Raw genomic sequence first — 15,049 nt, 5'->3', positions numbered from 1 at the left:
CCCGGGAGGAACGCCATGATCCAGGTATGTTGCACTGCGGGAATGTCATTCCGTTTAGCCGGCGGGTCGACTATGCTGCTCAAGCGGGCATCGGGCCTTCGCATCGTGTGTCACGCCGGCACCTTGTGGATATCCGAATACCGCCGCTTCGATGACAGCGTGCTTCAAGCCGGTGATTCCGTTACCGTCGGCAGCGATCGCGACGTCGTTCTAAGCGGCCTGCCGGATGCGCAGGTCGCGCTAATTTCCCAGGAGCTGTGCAAGGCTTCTTTTGGATGAACAGGCCCTGGGGGCCTTCCGGAGTTCGTGATGACTGCGTCCCTGCCCGATTCGCCCCGCATCGAGATGTGGTTCGATTTCGCCAGCCCCTATAGCTATCTGGCCATCGAGCGCATCGACGCCCTGGCGCGCGATGCCGGCGTCCGGGTCGAGTTGCGTCCCTTCCTGCTGGGCCCCATCTTCCAGGCCCAAGGCTGGAACGACACGCCGTTCCGGCTCTTTCCCGGCAAGGGCGCCTACATGATGCGCGACATCGCCCGCCTCGCCGAGAAGTACGGGGTGGTCTACAAGCGGCCGCGCCTGTTCCCCCGCATGAGCGTGCTGCCTGCGCGCATCGCCCTGCTGGGCCAGGATGAACCATGGGGCCGGGAATTCTGCCTGGCGGTGTTCCGCGCCAATTTCCAGCATGACCTGGATATCCAGGCCGAAGACGTCGTGCATGAGCTGCTGACGGATCTTTCGCTGGACGCGGACGCCTTGATCGCCCGCGGCAAGTCCGAAGCCGCCAAGGAGGCGCTGCGGCGCCAGGTGGACCGCGCCCGCAACCTGGGCCTGTTCGGCGCGCCCACGTTCTTCGTGGACGGCGAGATGTTCTGGGGCAACGATCGGCTGGAGGACGCGCTGGACTGGACGCGCCGGCCGGCGCCCGCCAGCGCCTGGACGCCGCCCGCGGCCCGCGCCTGAACGCGGACGCCTCACAAAGTTTTTCGTCAACCCACCATCAAGCAATGAAGAACGCCAGCAGTGCCTATCGCGGCGCGCCCATGCCGGGCGGCCGTTCGTTCACGCAATTCCGCGCCGCCCGCATCCGGCGGGTGTCGTTCCAGTGGAAACTGGCCGAACGCGCTGCCTCCGAAGGCAAGCGCGGGCCGAAGGACGGGACCTAGGGCAGCGCTGGGACGCGCCCGGGCCCCGGGCCGGCTAACCGCGAGTCACCGGCGCCACGCGCGCCCACTCGTCGTCCGAGTACAGCCGGGAACGCAGCAGGAAGCGCTTGCCCTCGGCGCTGTCCAGCGAAAAGGCGCCGCCCCGGCCGGGGACGGCGTCGATGATGAGCTGGGTGTGCTCCCAATATGCGAACTGGTCCTCGCCCATGTAGAAGGGGCAGCCTTCCAGTTCGCCCAGCAGCACGTCCGAACCGCCCACCATGAATTCCCCCAGCGCATAGCACATGGGCGAACTGCCGTCGCAGCATCCGCCCGATTGATGGAACATCAGCGGGCCGTGCTTGGCGCGCAGGGTATCGATCAGCTTGCGCGCTTCGTCGGTCGCGACCACGCGCGGCGTGTGCTCTGCCATGATGTCGTCCTCTCGGGCGCGCCGGTCCGCGAGGCCCGGCGCGCCCGTCCGTCGCGGGTTGGGGATCAGAAAAAGCCCAGTTTCTTCGGCGAGTAGCTCACCAGCAGGTTCTTCGTCTGCTGGTAGTGGTTGAGCATCATCTTGTGATTCTCGCGTCCGATGCCGGATTGCTTGTAGCCGCCGAACGCCGCGTGCGCCGGATAGGCGTGGTAGCAGTTGGTCCACACGCGGCCGGCCTTGATCGCGCGCCCCATGCGATAGCACGTGTTCGCATCGCGCGACCACACGCCGGCGCCCAGGCCGTAGAGCGTGTCGTTGGCCAGGGCCAGCGCGTCGTCGGCGTCCTTGAAGGTCGTCACCGCCACCACCGGGCCGAAGATTTCCTCCTGGAAGACGCGCATCTTGTTGTGTCCCTTGAAAACCGTGGGCTGCACGTAGTAACCGCCTTCCAGCGCGCCCTGCATCTGCGCGCGCGAGCCGCCGGCCAGCACGTCGGCGCCCTCCTGCTTGCCGATGTCCAGGTACGACAGGATCTTCTCCAGTTGCTCGGTGGACGCCTGCGCGCCCAGCATGGTGTCCGCATCGAGCGGATTGCCTTGTTTGATCTCCGCGACGCGCTTCAAGGCGCGCTCCATGAACTTGTCGTACAGGGATTCCTGGATCAGGGCGCGGCTGGGGCAAGTGCAGACCTCGCCCTGGTTCAGCGCGAACATGACGAAGCCCTCGACGGCCTTGTCCAGGAAGTCGTCGTCCTGCGCGGCGACGTCGGCGAAAAAGATGTTGGGCGATTTCCCGCCCAGCTCCAGCGTCACGGGGATGATGTTCTGCGACGCGTACTGCATGATCAGGCGGCCCGTGGTGGTCTCGCCGGTGAAGGCGATCTTGGCGATGCGCTTGCTGGAGGCCAGCGGCTTGCCGGCTTCCAGGCCGAAGCCGGTGACCACGTTCACCACGCCAGGGGGCAGGATGTCGCCGATCAGTTCCATCAGCAGCAGGATGCCCAGCGGCGTCTGTTCGGCGGGCTTGAGCACCACGCAGTTGCCGGCGGCCAGCGCGGGCGCCAGCTTCCACGCCGCCATCAGGATGGGAAAGTTCCACGGGATGATCTGGCCCACGACGCCCAGCGGTTCGTTGAAGTGATAGGCCACCGTGTCGTGGTCGATCTCGGACAGCCCGCCCTCCTGGCTGCGGATGCACGAGGCGAAATAGCGGAAGTGGTCGATCGCCAGCGGGATGTCGGCGGCGCGGGCCTCGCGGATGGGCTTGCCGTTGTCCCAGGTCTCGGCCGTGGCCAGGCGTTCCAGGTTCGCCTCCATGACGTCGGCGATCCGCATCAGCATGCGGGCGCGTTCGGCGGCGGAGGTGGCGCCCCATTTGGGAGCGGCGCGGTGCGCGGCGTCCAGCGCCAGCTCGATGTCGCGCTCCTTGGAGCGGGCGTTGCGGGTCAGGACCTGGCCCGTGACAGGCGTGACATTGTCGAAGTATTCGCCGTCTGCCGGCTTCTGCCACTTGCCGTCGATGAAATTGTCGTACTGGGTCTTGAGGTCGAGGCGCGTGCCATAGGTGTCGGGGGTGACGCGGGTCGCGATATCCATGCTTGTCTCCGGTATTGTTGGGGGGCGGCAGTCGGCTGCCTGACCTGTATCAAGCAAGGAGCGTGCCAGTCCGGACTTATCCGCTGGACAGCCCGCTTTCTGCATGCGAAAGTAGGTTTCCAAGGCGGGCCAGCCCCCTCGGGGGGGCAGCAAGCCCGCGCAGCGGGTGCGGCGTGGGGGCCCTTCCCCCACCGTTGCGTTTTGCGACAGTGTCGCGGAACAGGTGTCGCAGAACGCCTGTCCAAGGAGACATGCATGGCCACTCATTCCCGTCAGCACGCGCTGACGCAAGCGCGCCTGCTGTTCAACCAGCAGGGCGCCGTGCCCGGCGGCATGGTCGCCGAGCCCATCCTGCGTTCATGGCGGCGCTGCGCCGACCTGGGTTTCGACATGCGCGGCGCGCGCCGGGCCGAACTCATGACGCAGGGAGAGCTGCGCGAGGCGCAGCAGCGCAATGAAGCGCTGCGCCGCATGTCCGAGCCAGCCATGTCCATGTTGCGGCGCCAGGTCGGCAATGGCGGCAACCTGGTCATCCTGTCCGACGCGCAAGGGCTGGTCCTGGACAGCGATGGCGACCTGGATTTCGCCCAGCGCGCGTCGCGCGTCGCGCTCATGCCGGGGGCGCCCTGGGACGAAGCCGCCGCGGGCACCAATGCCATCGGCACCGCGCTGGTGGAGGGCCGGCCCATCGCGGTCCATGGCGCGGAACACTATTTCGAACCGAACCGCATCCTGACCTGCGCGGCGATCCCCATCGCCGACGGCGAAGGCCGCACGCTGGGCGTGCTGGACCTGTCCAGCCAGGCGCGCGAGGTGCGCCCCGACGTGCTGGAACTGGTGCGCGCGGCGGTGGACCTGATCGAGCACCGTTTATTCGAGCAAGCCTACGAACAGTATGCGGTGCTGCGACTGCACGTGGACCATTCCGGCCTGGGCATGCCGGGCGAGGGCCTGATGGCGTTCGAGGGCGACCGGCTGGTCGGCGCGAACCGGTGCGCGCTGCAGGCCCTGGGCCTGGCGCCCACCGCCTTGGGCGTGTATCGCTACGCGGATGTTTTCGATGGGGAAATCGAACGTTGCCCCGATGCGGCGGGCAGGGTGCAGACGCGTTCCGGCGCCGTGTATCACGCCCGTCTGCGGCTGCCGCGCTCCCGCGTCCGCCAGGCGCCGGCGCAGCCGGTCCTGCCTGCCGCCGGCCCGGCGCGTGCCGGCGCGCCGAATTTCGACACCGCGACCCTGGGCGCGCTGGCGCGCGCCGTGCACCTTTCGGATGCCGGCGTTTCCATTCTCCTGCAAGGCGAAACCGGCGTGGGCAAGGAAGTGTTCGCAAGGCAGCTGCACGCCCGCGGCAAGCGGGCGTCGGGGCCATTCGTGGCGGTGAACTGCGCCGCGCTGCCGGAAAGCCTGATCGAGTCGGAGCTGTTCGGCTACGAAGACGGCGCATTCACCGGCGCGCGCCGCCAGGGCAGCAAGGGATTGCTGCGGCAGGCGCATGGCGGCGTGCTGTTCCTGGACGAGATCGGCGACATGCCGCTGATGCTGCAATCGCGCCTGCTGCGCGTGCTGCAGACACGCGAGGTATCGCCGTTGGGCGCGGCACGGCCGGTGCCGGTGGATTTCGCGCTGGTGTGCGCAACGCATCGTCCGCTCGCGCATGAAGGCCCCGACGCGCCGGTTCGGCCCGACCTGTATTTCAGGATCGCCGAGTACACCGTCACGCTGGAGCCGCTGCGCGCGCGCGCGGATCGCCTCGAACTGTTGCGCGGACTGTGGGCGGCGCACGGCGCCGGGCCTGTTCTTCCTCCCGATATCGAGGCCATCCTGATGGCGTACCCATGGCCTGGAAACTACCGGCAGATGGTGGCGGTGCTGCGAACCTTGCACGTGCTGGCCGGGCCCGCGGGCCGTGTCGATCCCGATATGCTGCCCGCGGATATCCGCGGCGGGCCAACTCCTCGGCCGGCGGCCAGCGCGCGCGATCCCGTCGATCTGCAGGCAATGACGGATGCCGCGATCCGCGATGCCGTCGCAGCCCATGGCGGCAACATCAGCCGCGCGGCCCGCGCGCTCGGCGTGCACCGCAGCACCCTCTATCGCCGCCTGCCGCGTTGCGCCTGAGGACGCTTTTCCACCGCCGCGCGCCGGCCTCCGTGGCGGCATGGCCTTGACTGGCGCGGCTGCGCGCCGTGCGAAGAAAAACTATCTTTTGAAGATAAGTTAAGTATCCCTGCGCCTGGGAAGAACTGCTTACGATGCCCGCATCCCCTTCAACGCAGGTGATGACATGGCAAGCAACGAGCTGTTCTACGACGACTTCGAACCAGGCCGTCTCTTTCCTCCCTGCCGATACAGCATCGGCGCCGCCGATAGCGATGCATTCATCGGCACCTTCGATCATTCCCCCGTTCTCGATGCCGCCGGCCGAGCGGTAGCGGGCGATGGCGCGGCGAGCGCCGTGCGCAGCGTGCACCCGGTCCTGGTCGGCAGCTTTCAGCCTCAGCACGCGGCGTTTTCCTGGCCTGTCGGCGTGCTGCATGCCCGTGAAAAGGTCCGTCTGCTGGCCCCGGTGTATCCGGGCGAAGAGCTGGAGGCCAGCGTGCGGGTGAAGGACAAATACCTCAAGAACGACAAGCGTTTCGTCGTGTTGGAGATCACTGTCCGCAAGCTGGAGAACGCGCGCATCGCCCTGGTGACGGAGCGCAGCCTGGTTTGGCCCAACTGAGGAGACGCGCATGGAATTCAAGACAGGCGACATATTCCGCTCGGCCGCGCGCGGCGCCGCGCAGGAAGACATTAACCGCTTCGGCGCGCTGCACGGCACGACAGGCAAGACGCACACAGACCCCGAATATGCCGCGAAGAGCGTGTTCGGCGGCGTCATCGTGCAGGGCGCGCTGGTGATGGCGCCCGTCGTGGACATGGCGGCCGAATTGCTGGGCGCCGGCTGGTACGACGGCTGCGAGATCGAAGCGAAGTTCGTGGCGTTCACCCGGCCCGGAGACGCGGTGGACGTGGAGTTCGAAGTGATGCGCAGCGAGCCCGGATGGCTCGAGCTGGCCTACGCCTGCATGCTGCCCGATGGGAAGAAAGTACAGGTGGGGACCATCACCCGCCGCCTCGGCTGATTCTTACGCCGCCTCTCAAAACAAGCATACGGAGACAATCTTGAAACGCATCCTGATCAGTCTTGCCCTTTCCTGCGCGACGATGAGCGCGACGGCCGCGCAGGCGGCGCCTTATCCCGACAAACCGATACGCATGATCGTGCCCGCCGCGGCGGGCGGCGCCGCCGACACGCTGGCGCGCATGATAGGCCGCGGCCTCACGGACAAGTTCGGCCAGCCTGTGGTGATCGAGAACAAGCCGGGCGCCGCAGCCATCGTGGGGATGTCCGCCATCGCCAAGGCGCCCGCGGACGGCTATACCCTGGGCATGACCTTCTCGGGCGCGATGTCGATCAATCCTTCGCTGTATCAGCAGCTGCCGTATGACCCCGTCAAGGACTTCGAACCCATCACCATCGTGGCGGTGTCGCCCCTGGTCATCGCGGTCAGCCCCAAGCTGGGGCCGAAATCGCTGGGCGAATTCCTGGCGCTGGCGAAAAAGGATCCCGGCAAGCTGACCTTCGGATCGGCCGGCACCGGCTCCACGCAACACCTTTCCATGGAGCTGTTGAAGTCCACCGCGGGCGTGGACATGCTGCACGTTCCCTACAAGGGCAGCGCGGCGTCCCTGGTCGATGTGCAGTCCGGGCTGATCTCCGCCGTCAGCGACAACGCGATCACGCTGGTGCCGCTGATCCAGTCGGGGCAGCTGGTTCCGCTGGCAGTGGAGACGGCGCAACGGATCCAGTCGCTGCCGCAGGTACCGACCGTGGCTGAATCCGGCTATCCGGGATTCCAGGCGGCGGGCTGGTACGGACTGCTCGCGCCCGCCGGCACGCCCAAGCCCATCGTGGCCCAGCTCAACGCCACGCTGCGCGACATGGTGAACAAGCCCGACTTCACGCAATGGCTGCAGCAACAGGGCATGGAGCCGCAGACCGATACGCCCGAGGGCTTCGGCCGCTATATCGGGCAGGAAAAGGACAAGTGGGCCCAGGTCATCAAGACGGCCAAGGTGCCGATGCAGAAATCGCGCTGAATCGCGGCGGCGGCTCGCCGCCATCACTACAGGACAACCATGCAAGTCGTATCTTCCTCGCTCAGCGGAAACATCCGCGTCATCGTCATCGACAACCCCCCGGTCAACGCCACCTCGCAGGCCGTGCGCGCCGGTCTGATGCAGGCTATCGAGCAGGCCGGCGCCGACGCCTCGACCCAGGCCGTCGTGCTCGCCTGCGCGGGCGCCTCCTTTGTGGCCGGCGCGGACATCAAGGAATTCGGCAAACCGCCGCTGGACCCGCATCTCTCCGTGGTCATCCATGCCATTGAATCCAGCGCCAAGCCGGTCGTCGCGGCGATCCACGGCAGTGCCTTGGGCGGCGGGCTGGAGCTGGCGCTGGGCTGCCATTACCGGGTGGCGGACCGGCGTGCCCGTCTGGGCTTGCCCGAATCGACCCTGGGCATCATTCCGGGCGCCGGCGGCATCCCCCGGCTGCTACGGCTGGTCGGCGTGGAAAAGGCGCTGGACATGGCGGCCAGCGGCAAGCCCGTCGGCGCGGCCGAGGCGCGAGAGGCGGGACTGGTGGACGAGCTGGCGCAGGACGACGTCCGTGCCGCCGCCATCGCGTTCGCCCAGGGCCTGCTGGCGCAAGGCCGGAGCGCGCGGCGCACGCGCGAGTTGCCGGTTCCGGCCTTCGAGCCGGGCGTCTTCGATGCCGCGCGCGCGCGGTTTCAGGCGAGCCATCGGGGCCAGCTCGCGCCGCAGGCATGCGTGGACGTGGCGCAGCATGATGTATCCGCGGATTTCGACGAGAGCGTGGCCCATTGCCGCGAGCGCTTCCGCGAGCTCGTCGCGTCGCCGCAGGCGCGGGCACTGCGCCATGCCTTCTTCGCCGAACGTGTCGCGACCAAGCCCGCCGGCCTGTCCGCGGAGGAGGCCGCGCCGGTCCGCAAGGCCGGCGTCGTGGGCGCGGGCACGATGGGCACCGGCATCGCCATGTGCTTCCTGAACGCGGGCATTCCCGTGATCCTGGTGGAGCAGAACGAAAAGGTGCTGGCGGCCAGCGTGGAGACGATACGCAAGACCTACCGCAACGACGTGGCGAAAGGACGCATCGACGAAGACACGCGGCAAGCGCGTTGCAACGCGCTTGCGCCGACGCTCGAGTACGGCGCGCTGCGGGGCTGCGACCTGATCGTGGAAGCGGTCTTCGAGGACATGGACGTGAAGCGGCAGGTGCTTACCGCAATCGAAGAGGTCCTGGAGCCGGAGGCCATCATCGCGTCCAACACCTCTTTCCTGGACATCGACGCGCTGGCCGCGCAGCTGCGCCGGCCGGAGAACCTGGTGGGCATGCACTTCTTCAGCCCGGCCCACATCATGAAACTGCTGGAGAACGTGCGCGGGGCGCGCAGCTCGCCGCGCGCCCTGGCCTCGGCGCAGGCGCTGGGCAAGCGCCTGGGCAAGGTCGCGGTCATGGTAGGCGTGTCCGACGGCTTCGTCGGCAACCGCATGCTGGCGCGGCGCACCCGCGAGTGCTATTTCATGCTGGAAGAGGGCGCGCTGCCCGAGCAGGTGGATCGCGTGCTGCGCGAGTTCGGCTTTCCCATGGGGCAGTTCCAGCTCAATGACCTCGCGGGCCTGGACGTCGCCTGGCGCAACCGGCAGAGCCGGCTGCATCGCCTGAGCGAACGCGAAGCCGCATGCGACATCCTCGACGAAATCGTCGCGGCCGGCCGCCTGGGCCAGAAGACGGGCGCGGGCTTCTACACCTACGACGACAGGCGCAACCGTTCGGTGGATCCGGCGATCACGGATCTCATCGTGCGCAATGCCGAGAGGCGCGGCATCCGGCGCCGCGCCATCTCCGACGACGAGATCCTGGAACGCTGCCTCTACGCCATGATCAATGAAGGCGCCCGCATCCTGGAGGAGGGCGTCGCCAGCCGGCCCGAGGACATCGACACCATCTGGCTCAACGGCTACGGATTTCCGCGCTTTCGCGGCGGCCCGATGTTCCACGCGGACCAGATCGGCGCCGCCCGCATCTGCGAGCGGATTCGCCACTACGCCAGCCAGGCCGGCGAAGCGTACTGGACTCCATCGCCGCTGCTGCTCGCCCAGGCCCGGGACGGCGGCGGTTTCTACGCGCGCTGAACCTCACCTGTCATCCAGGAATCCATCCTATGTCGATCAAAAGAGAACCGCCGCTTTGCGGCATTACCGTGCTGGACATGACCCGCATCATGGCGGGGCCCTGGTGCACCCAGAACCTGGCGGACCTGGGCGCCGAAGTGCTGAAGATCGAGCGTCCGCTGTCGGGCGACGATACCCGGGGCTGGGGGCCGCCCAACCTGATGGACGCCGAAGGGCGCAGGACGCAGGAGTCGGCGTACTACCTCGCCGCCAACCGGAACAAGAAGTCGGTGGCGCTGGATATCGCCACGCGGGCCGGCGCCGACGCGGTGCGCCGCCTGGCGGCCGGAGCGGACATCTTCGTGGAGAACTTCAAGGTGGGCGGCCTGCGCAAGTACGGGCTGGACTATGCCAGCCTGATCGCCGTGAACCCGCGGCTCATTTACTGCTCGATCACGGGATTCGGACAGGACGGCCCCTACGCGCAAAAGCCCGGCTACGACTTCGTCATCCAGGCGCTGGGCGGTCTGATGAGCATCACCGGGGAGAAGGATGCGCTGCCGGGCGGCGGTCCGCAGAAGGCCGGCAACGCGGCCGCGGACCTGATGGCCGGCATGTATGCCACCAGCTCGATCCTGGCCGCGCTGCATGAGCGGGGCCGCAGCGGCCTCGGCCAGCACATCGATATCTCCATGCTGGACTGCCAGGTGGCGGCGCTGGGGGTGCAGAACTTCAACTATTTCCTGTCGGGCGAGGTGCCGCGCCGCGAAGGCAATGCCCACGTCAACCTCTCTCCCTACCAGGTGTTCGAGGCCGCCGACGGCCATGTAGTGCTGGGCGTGGGCAACGACGGTCAGTTCCAGAAGTTCTGCCAGGCCGCCGGCCGTCCGGACCTGGCGGCGGACCCGCGCTATCTCACCAATACCGGCCGCGTGCTCGGCAAGGCGTCTCTCATCCCCGAGCTGGAACGCCTCTTCCGCACGCGGGGCCGCGACGAGTGGGTAAGCCTGCTGGACGCCGCCGGCGTGCCCGTGGGGGTGATCAACGACATCGCCCAGGTCCACGCCGATCCGCAGGTGCAGGCCCGGGGACTGAAGTTCTCGCTGCCGCATCCGGTATGCGGCAGCGTTCCCCAGGTCCGCAGCCCGATGCGTTTCTCGGAAAGCCCGGTGGCCTACCGCAACGCGGCCCCATTGCTGGGCGCCGATACCCGGGACGTTCTCAGTGCGAGGCTGGGATGCTCCGATGCTGAAATCGCGGCGCTGCAACAGCAGGCCGCCAACGGAGGATCGCGATGACCAGCGCGCCGACCGCAGCCGTGGGCGTCGAGCGGCAGTACGTCGACCACCTGGAGCAGGGCCGTTTCCTGATACAGCATTGCTCCGCATGCCGCCGCCATGTCTTTCATCCGCGCGAGATCTGCCCGCATTGCGGCGCAGAAGGGCTGGACTGGGTTGCGCCCGCGGGCCGGGCAACGGTCTACAGCTTCACGACCGTGGCGCGAAAACCCGAGGCGGGCGGCGATTACAACGTATCGCTGGTCGATCTGGAGGAGGGCGTGCGCCTGATGTCCAGCGTGGTGGGCACGCCGCCCGATCGCGTGCGCATCGGCATGGCCGTGCAGGCCGTCATCGGCGAACGCGATGGCGCGCCGGCGGTGCTTTTCGAGGAGGCGAAGCGATGAACTACCGGCAACTCCGGGGCAAGGCGGCCATCGCCGGCGTCGGCCACTTCGGGCTGGGCCAGGCGCCGGGCTATACGGACATGGAGCTGTTGACGCGGGCCGCGCAGGCGGCGGTGCGCGACGCGGGGCTGACGTTACGGGACATCGACGGCATCGCAACGTCCAGCGTGGCCGCCAGCATGTGGCCGATGTCCGTCATCGAAACGCTGGGTATCCGGCCGACCTACATCGACGGCACATGCCTGGGCGGATCCAGTTTCATGTCGTACATCCTGGCTGCCGCGCATGCCTTGGAATCGGGGCAGTGCAATGCCGTGCTCGTCTGCTACGGCAGCGCGCAGAAAACCGCCGCGGTCGGCCGTTCGGCGATCGCCGGCGCCCGCAAGGCGCTGGATCCCCAGCCCTACGAGACGCCCTATGCGCCCCTGAATCCGCCAAGCGCCTACGCGCTGGCCGCCAGGCGCCACATGCACGAATTCGGCACGCGCCGAGAGGATCTCGCCGAGGTCGCGGTGGCCGCGCGCCGCTGGGCCCAGCTCAACCCGGAAGCGTACTCCCGCGATCCGCTCTCGATCGACGACGTGCTTGGCGCCCGCATGGTGTCGGATCCGTTGACCGTGCGCGACTGCTGCCTGGTGACGGATGGGGCTGGCGCCTTCGTCATGGTGCGGGCCGACCGCGCGCGGGACCTGCCCCGGCCGCCGGCCTACATCCTGGGCAGCGCCACGGCGGTCTGGAACCGCCAGATTTCCGCAATGGAGGATCTGACCACGACGGCGGCCAGGCAATCCGGCGCGCTGGCCTTCGACATGGCAGGCTGCCGTCCCGCCGACATCGACGTGGCCGAGCTGTACGACGCCTTCACCATCAATACCATTCTGTTCCTGGAGGACCTGGGCTTTTGTCCCAAGGGAGAGGGCGGAGCCTTCGTGCGCGGGGGCGGCATCGCCCCGGGCGGCCGGCTGCCCGTGAACACGAATGGGGGAGGGCTGTCCTGCGTGCATCCAGGTATGTACGGCGTATTCCTGGTGATCGAGGCGGTGCGCCAGTTGCGCGGCGAAGCAGGGCAGCGGCAGGTCCGGGACGTCCGCCTCGCGCTGGCTCACGGCAACGGCGGCACGCTGTCGAGCCAGTCCACCGTCATCCTGGGCTCCGCGGAAACGCGCTAGGGATTCAGGCCGTCCGCGCGATGTCGTAGATTTCTTCGATCAGCGCGGCGCGGACCGACTGCCGGTTCCACAGCAGGCCGACACTGCGGAAATGCTCGTTGCCGGGCAGCGGAACCTTGCGCAGCCTGGGATCCGCTGCCAGTTCGCCCGCGCCGTCCGGGATCAGGGTCACGCCCAGCCCTTGGGCGACGAGCAGGGCGATAACCTCGATGGATGCGGTTTCGATGCGGATCTTCGGCCGTATGCTGTGCTGGCGGAAGTAGTCGGTGGCAAGCTGCCCGCCCCACAGCTTGCGGTCGTAGCAGATCAGCGGGTTGGCGCGCAGCAACTGGTGGGGATCGGTCTCCGCCAGCGAGGCCGGCGCCAGCACCACCAGAGGCTCGTCGCGCACGCGCCGCCATTCGAGATTCTTGGGCATCTGGAACTGGGGCTGGAGGATCAGCGCGGCGTCCATCTCGCCGTCGCATATCTTGCTGTAGAGATTGACGGAATAGCCCTTGACCAGGCTGATCTCCAGGTTGGGATACCGGGCGATGAGCCGGGCCAGCAGCGGCGGCATGAGCGTCGTCATGGCGGAATCGAACGCGCCCAGGGTAAGGTGGCCGAACACCACCGGCCCCTGCGACGCGGCCTTGAGGTTGCGGACCTCTTCCATGACGTGTTTGGCCTGCGCCAGTATCTGGGCGCCTTCCACCGTGGGTTTGACCGTGCGTCCGGAGCGCACGACCAGCTTGAAGCCGAGTTCGTCCTCGATCTTCTTGATGCGCTGATTGACCGCCGCCGGGGTCAGGCCGTTCTTCCGCGCGACCTCGGCTATCGAGCCGTGCTCGATGACCTGGATGAAATTGAGCAGGAAGGAAGTGTCCATGGGCTCCTGGCGGGTCCGGGGCGGGCCGCTCCCGGCGCGCCTCGCCTGTGCGGCGGTGGCCGGCGGGCGGGTTCGCGGCCGCCGGCGGGAGGACTAGCCGACCAGGCGCGCGAGCTCCACTCCCGGATCCTTGGCGCGCATGAAGGCTTCGCCCACCAGAAAGGCGTCGACCTTGTGCTCGCGCATCAGCGTCACGTCTTCGGGCTTGAGGATGCCGCTTTCCGTCACGACGCGCTTGCCTGGCGGGATGCGCGGCAGGAGGTCCAGCGTGTTCGAGAGGCTGGTCTCGAAGGTGCGCAGGTTGCGGTTGTTGATGCCCAGCAAGGGCGTCTTCATTTCCAGCGCGATGTCCAGCTCCTTGGCATCGTGCACTTCCACCAGCACGTCCATGCCCAGCTCCATCGCCAGGGTTTCCATGTCGCGCAGTTGCGCGGGGGAGAGCGCGGCCACGATCAGCAGCACGCAGTCCGCGCCCATGGCGCGCGCGGCGATGATCTGGTAGGGATCGATCACGAAGTCCTTGCGCAGGACCGGCAGCGAGCAGGCCGCGCGGGCCTGGCGCAGGTGGTCGTGGGAGCCCTGGAAGAACTGCACGTCGGTCAGCACGGACAGGCAGGCCGCGCCGTGCACCGCATAGGAGGCGGCAATTTCGACGGGATTGAAGGTGTCGCGCAGCACGCCCTTGGAGGGCGAGGCTTTCTTGATTTCGGCGATGACGCCGGCCTTGCCCTGCGAGATCTTGTCTTCGATGGCCTGGGCGAAGCCGCGGACGTCTTGCCGGGCCTGCGCTTCGCGCAGGACTTCGGCTTCGCTGCGCATCTGGCGGGCGGCGGCGACTTCCTCGACCTTGACGGCGAGGATCTTCGCGAGAATATCGTTCATTTCTGGAATTTCCGGGTATATGCGCAGAATTCTTCCAGCTTGGCTCGCGCCGCGCCGGTGGAAATCAGTTCAAATGCTAGCGCTAAGGCTGCGGGAATGGAATCGGCTTTATTGCCGGCATAGATGGCGAGCCCGGCGTTGAGCGCGACAATGTCGCGGGCCGTGCCCTCGACATTCTCGAGCGCTTCAATGACAAGCTCGCGCGATTGTTCGCGATTGGACACCTTGATGCTCCGGTTGGACATCATGGATAGCCCGTAGTCCTCGGGATGGATCTCGTATTCGAGGACTTTGCCGTCCTTGAGTTCCCCGACCATGGTGGCGCCTCCCAGCGAGGCCTCGTCCATGCCATCCTTGCCGTGCACGACCAGCACGTGGCGCGAGCCCAGGCGTTCCAGCACGCGCACCTGGATGCCCACCAGGTCGGGGTGGAACACGCCCATGAGCTGGTTGGCGGCCCCCGCCGGATTGGTCAGGGGGCCGAGGATGTTGAAGATCGTCCGGACGGCCAGCTCCTTGCGCACGGCGGCCACGTTCTTCATGGCGCCATGGTGGGCGGGCGCGAACATGAAGCCGATGCCGGTGGCCTGGATGCACTCGGCCACTTCCTCGGGCGTCAGCACGAGGTTGGCGCCCAGGGCCTCCAGCACGTCGGCGCTGCCGCTGGAAGACGAGGCGCTGCGGTTGCCATGCTTGGCGATCGGCACGCCGGCGGCCGCGGCCACGAACATGGCGGTGGTGGAAATGTTGAAGGTATGGCTGCCGTCCCCGCCGGTGCCGCACATGTCCAGCAGGTCTTCGGGGTGGGGGGTGACCACGGGGGTGGCGAATTCGCGCATGACCTGCGCGGCCGCCGTGATCTCGCCGATCGTTTCCTTTTTCACGCGCAGGCCCATCAGCAGGGCGCTTGCGATCTGCGGCGACATTTCGCCGCGCATCAGCATGCGCATCAGATGCAGCATTTCGTCGTGGAAAATTTCGCGGTGTTCGATGCAGCGCGTCAGCGCTTCGGAGGGGGAAATCGTCACGATGC

16 protein-coding genes are annotated in these 15,049 nt (G+C 67.5%); 11 read left to right on the top strand and 5 right to left on the bottom strand.

The features are described from left to right. Window positions 1–15 precede the first annotated feature (15 nt). Genes ACN6PJ_RS09295 through ACN6PJ_RS09285 form a run of 3 tightly spaced genes read left to right on the top strand, consistent with a single transcriptional unit; the run spans window position 16 to window position 1,166 of the window. Window positions 16–279 carry a DUF2917 domain-containing protein gene (locus tag ACN6PJ_RS09295; RefSeq protein WP_427995583.1) on the top strand — a complete coding sequence of 88 codons (264 nt, stop codon included), beginning with the start codon at window positions 16–18 and terminating at the stop codon, window positions 277–279. A 30-nt stretch (window positions 280–309) separates the two neighbouring features. Continuing rightward, window positions 310–963: a 2-hydroxychromene-2-carboxylate isomerase gene (locus ACN6PJ_RS09290; protein WP_427995582.1), complete on the top strand. Its 654-nt coding sequence runs from the start codon at window positions 310–312 to the stop codon at window positions 961–963. A 44-nt stretch (window positions 964–1,007) separates the two neighbouring features. Next, window positions 1,008–1,166 carry a hypothetical protein gene (locus ACN6PJ_RS09285; RefSeq protein WP_427995581.1) on the top strand — a complete coding sequence of 53 codons (159 nt, stop codon included), beginning with the start codon at window positions 1,008–1,010 and terminating at the stop codon, window positions 1,164–1,166. Window positions 1,167–1,200: 34 nt separating this feature from the next. Here ACN6PJ_RS09285 and ACN6PJ_RS09280 read toward each other — a convergent pair whose 3' ends face one another. Beyond that, on the bottom strand, window positions 1,201–1,578 hold the full coding sequence (locus ACN6PJ_RS09280; protein WP_427995580.1) for a DUF779 domain-containing protein: 378 nt from the start codon (window positions 1,576–1,578) through the stop codon (window positions 1,201–1,203). A gap of 65 nt (window positions 1,579–1,643) precedes the next feature. After that, complete coding sequence (gene adh / locus ACN6PJ_RS09275; protein WP_427995579.1) at window positions 1,644–3,173, bottom strand: aldehyde dehydrogenase; 1,530 nt, start codon at window positions 3,171–3,173, stop codon at window positions 1,644–1,646. A gap of 255 nt (window positions 3,174–3,428) precedes the next feature. Between adh and ACN6PJ_RS09270 the strand changes: the two genes are divergently transcribed. The 8 genes from ACN6PJ_RS09270 to ACN6PJ_RS09235 all read left to right on the top strand — a co-directional run bounded on the left by ACN6PJ_RS09270 (window position 3,429) and on the right by ACN6PJ_RS09235 (window position 12,266). Then, a complete protein-coding gene (locus ACN6PJ_RS09270; protein WP_427995578.1) occupies window positions 3,429–5,291 on the top strand; it encodes a sigma-54-dependent Fis family transcriptional regulator in 1,863 nt (620 codons plus the stop codon). 166 nt (window positions 5,292–5,457) lie between these two features. Continuing rightward, window positions 5,458–5,895: a MaoC family dehydratase gene (locus ACN6PJ_RS09265; RefSeq protein WP_427995577.1), complete on the top strand. Its 438-nt coding sequence runs from the start codon at window positions 5,458–5,460 to the stop codon at window positions 5,893–5,895. Between the two features lie 10 nt (window positions 5,896–5,905). Then, complete coding sequence (locus ACN6PJ_RS09260) at window positions 5,906–6,298, top strand: MaoC family dehydratase (protein ID WP_427995576.1); 393 nt, start codon at window positions 5,906–5,908, stop codon at window positions 6,296–6,298. 40 nt (window positions 6,299–6,338) lie between these two features. Next, entirely contained in the window at window positions 6,339–7,316 is a 978-nt protein-coding gene (locus ACN6PJ_RS09255) for a Bug family tripartite tricarboxylate transporter substrate binding protein (protein ID WP_427995575.1), read from the top strand. A gap of 39 nt (window positions 7,317–7,355) precedes the next feature. Continuing rightward, window positions 7,356–9,434, top strand: coding sequence for a 3-hydroxyacyl-CoA dehydrogenase NAD-binding domain-containing protein (locus tag ACN6PJ_RS09250; RefSeq protein WP_427995574.1), 2,079 nt, complete (start codon window positions 7,356–7,358; stop codon window positions 9,432–9,434). A gap of 29 nt (window positions 9,435–9,463) precedes the next feature. Then, window positions 9,464–10,711 carry a CaiB/BaiF CoA transferase family protein gene (locus tag ACN6PJ_RS09245; protein WP_427995573.1) on the top strand — a complete coding sequence of 416 codons (1,248 nt, stop codon included), beginning with the start codon at window positions 9,464–9,466 and terminating at the stop codon, window positions 10,709–10,711. Then, entirely contained in the window at window positions 10,708–11,097 is a 390-nt protein-coding gene (locus ACN6PJ_RS09240; RefSeq protein ID WP_427995572.1) for a Zn-ribbon domain-containing OB-fold protein, read from the top strand. The genes ACN6PJ_RS09245 and ACN6PJ_RS09240 overlap by 4 nt, the downstream gene beginning before the upstream one ends. Then, window positions 11,094–12,266 carry a thiolase gene (locus tag ACN6PJ_RS09235; protein WP_427995571.1) on the top strand — a complete coding sequence of 391 codons (1,173 nt, stop codon included), beginning with the start codon at window positions 11,094–11,096 and terminating at the stop codon, window positions 12,264–12,266. Before ACN6PJ_RS09240 ends, ACN6PJ_RS09235 begins: the two co-directional genes overlap by 4 nt. Window positions 12,267–12,270: 4 nt before the next feature. Here ACN6PJ_RS09235 and ACN6PJ_RS09230 read toward each other — a convergent pair whose 3' ends face one another. From ACN6PJ_RS09230 to trpD, 3 genes are all read right to left on the bottom strand, one after another. Next, window positions 12,271–13,134 carry a LysR family transcriptional regulator gene (locus ACN6PJ_RS09230; RefSeq protein ID WP_427995570.1) on the bottom strand — a complete coding sequence of 288 codons (864 nt, stop codon included), beginning with the start codon at window positions 13,132–13,134 and terminating at the stop codon, window positions 12,271–12,273. Window positions 13,135–13,227: 93 nt separating this feature from the next. Continuing rightward, window positions 13,228–14,016 carry an indole-3-glycerol phosphate synthase TrpC gene (trpC, locus tag ACN6PJ_RS09225; protein WP_427995569.1) on the bottom strand — a complete coding sequence of 263 codons (789 nt, stop codon included), beginning with the start codon at window positions 14,014–14,016 and terminating at the stop codon, window positions 13,228–13,230. Further along, window positions 14,013–15,044, bottom strand: coding sequence for an anthranilate phosphoribosyltransferase (gene trpD / locus ACN6PJ_RS09220; protein ID WP_427995568.1), 1,032 nt, complete (start codon window positions 15,042–15,044; stop codon window positions 14,013–14,015). The genes trpC and trpD overlap by 4 nt, the downstream gene beginning before the upstream one ends. Window positions 15,045–15,049 lie beyond the last annotated feature (5 nt).

The organism is Achromobacter sp., from assembly GCF_050285585.1.
Lineage (GTDB): Bacteria > Pseudomonadota > Gammaproteobacteria > Burkholderiales > Burkholderiaceae_B > Achromobacter.
The sequence above is the reverse complement of the archived record's forward strand: the minus strand, read 5'-3'. Positions and strand labels throughout refer to the sequence as shown.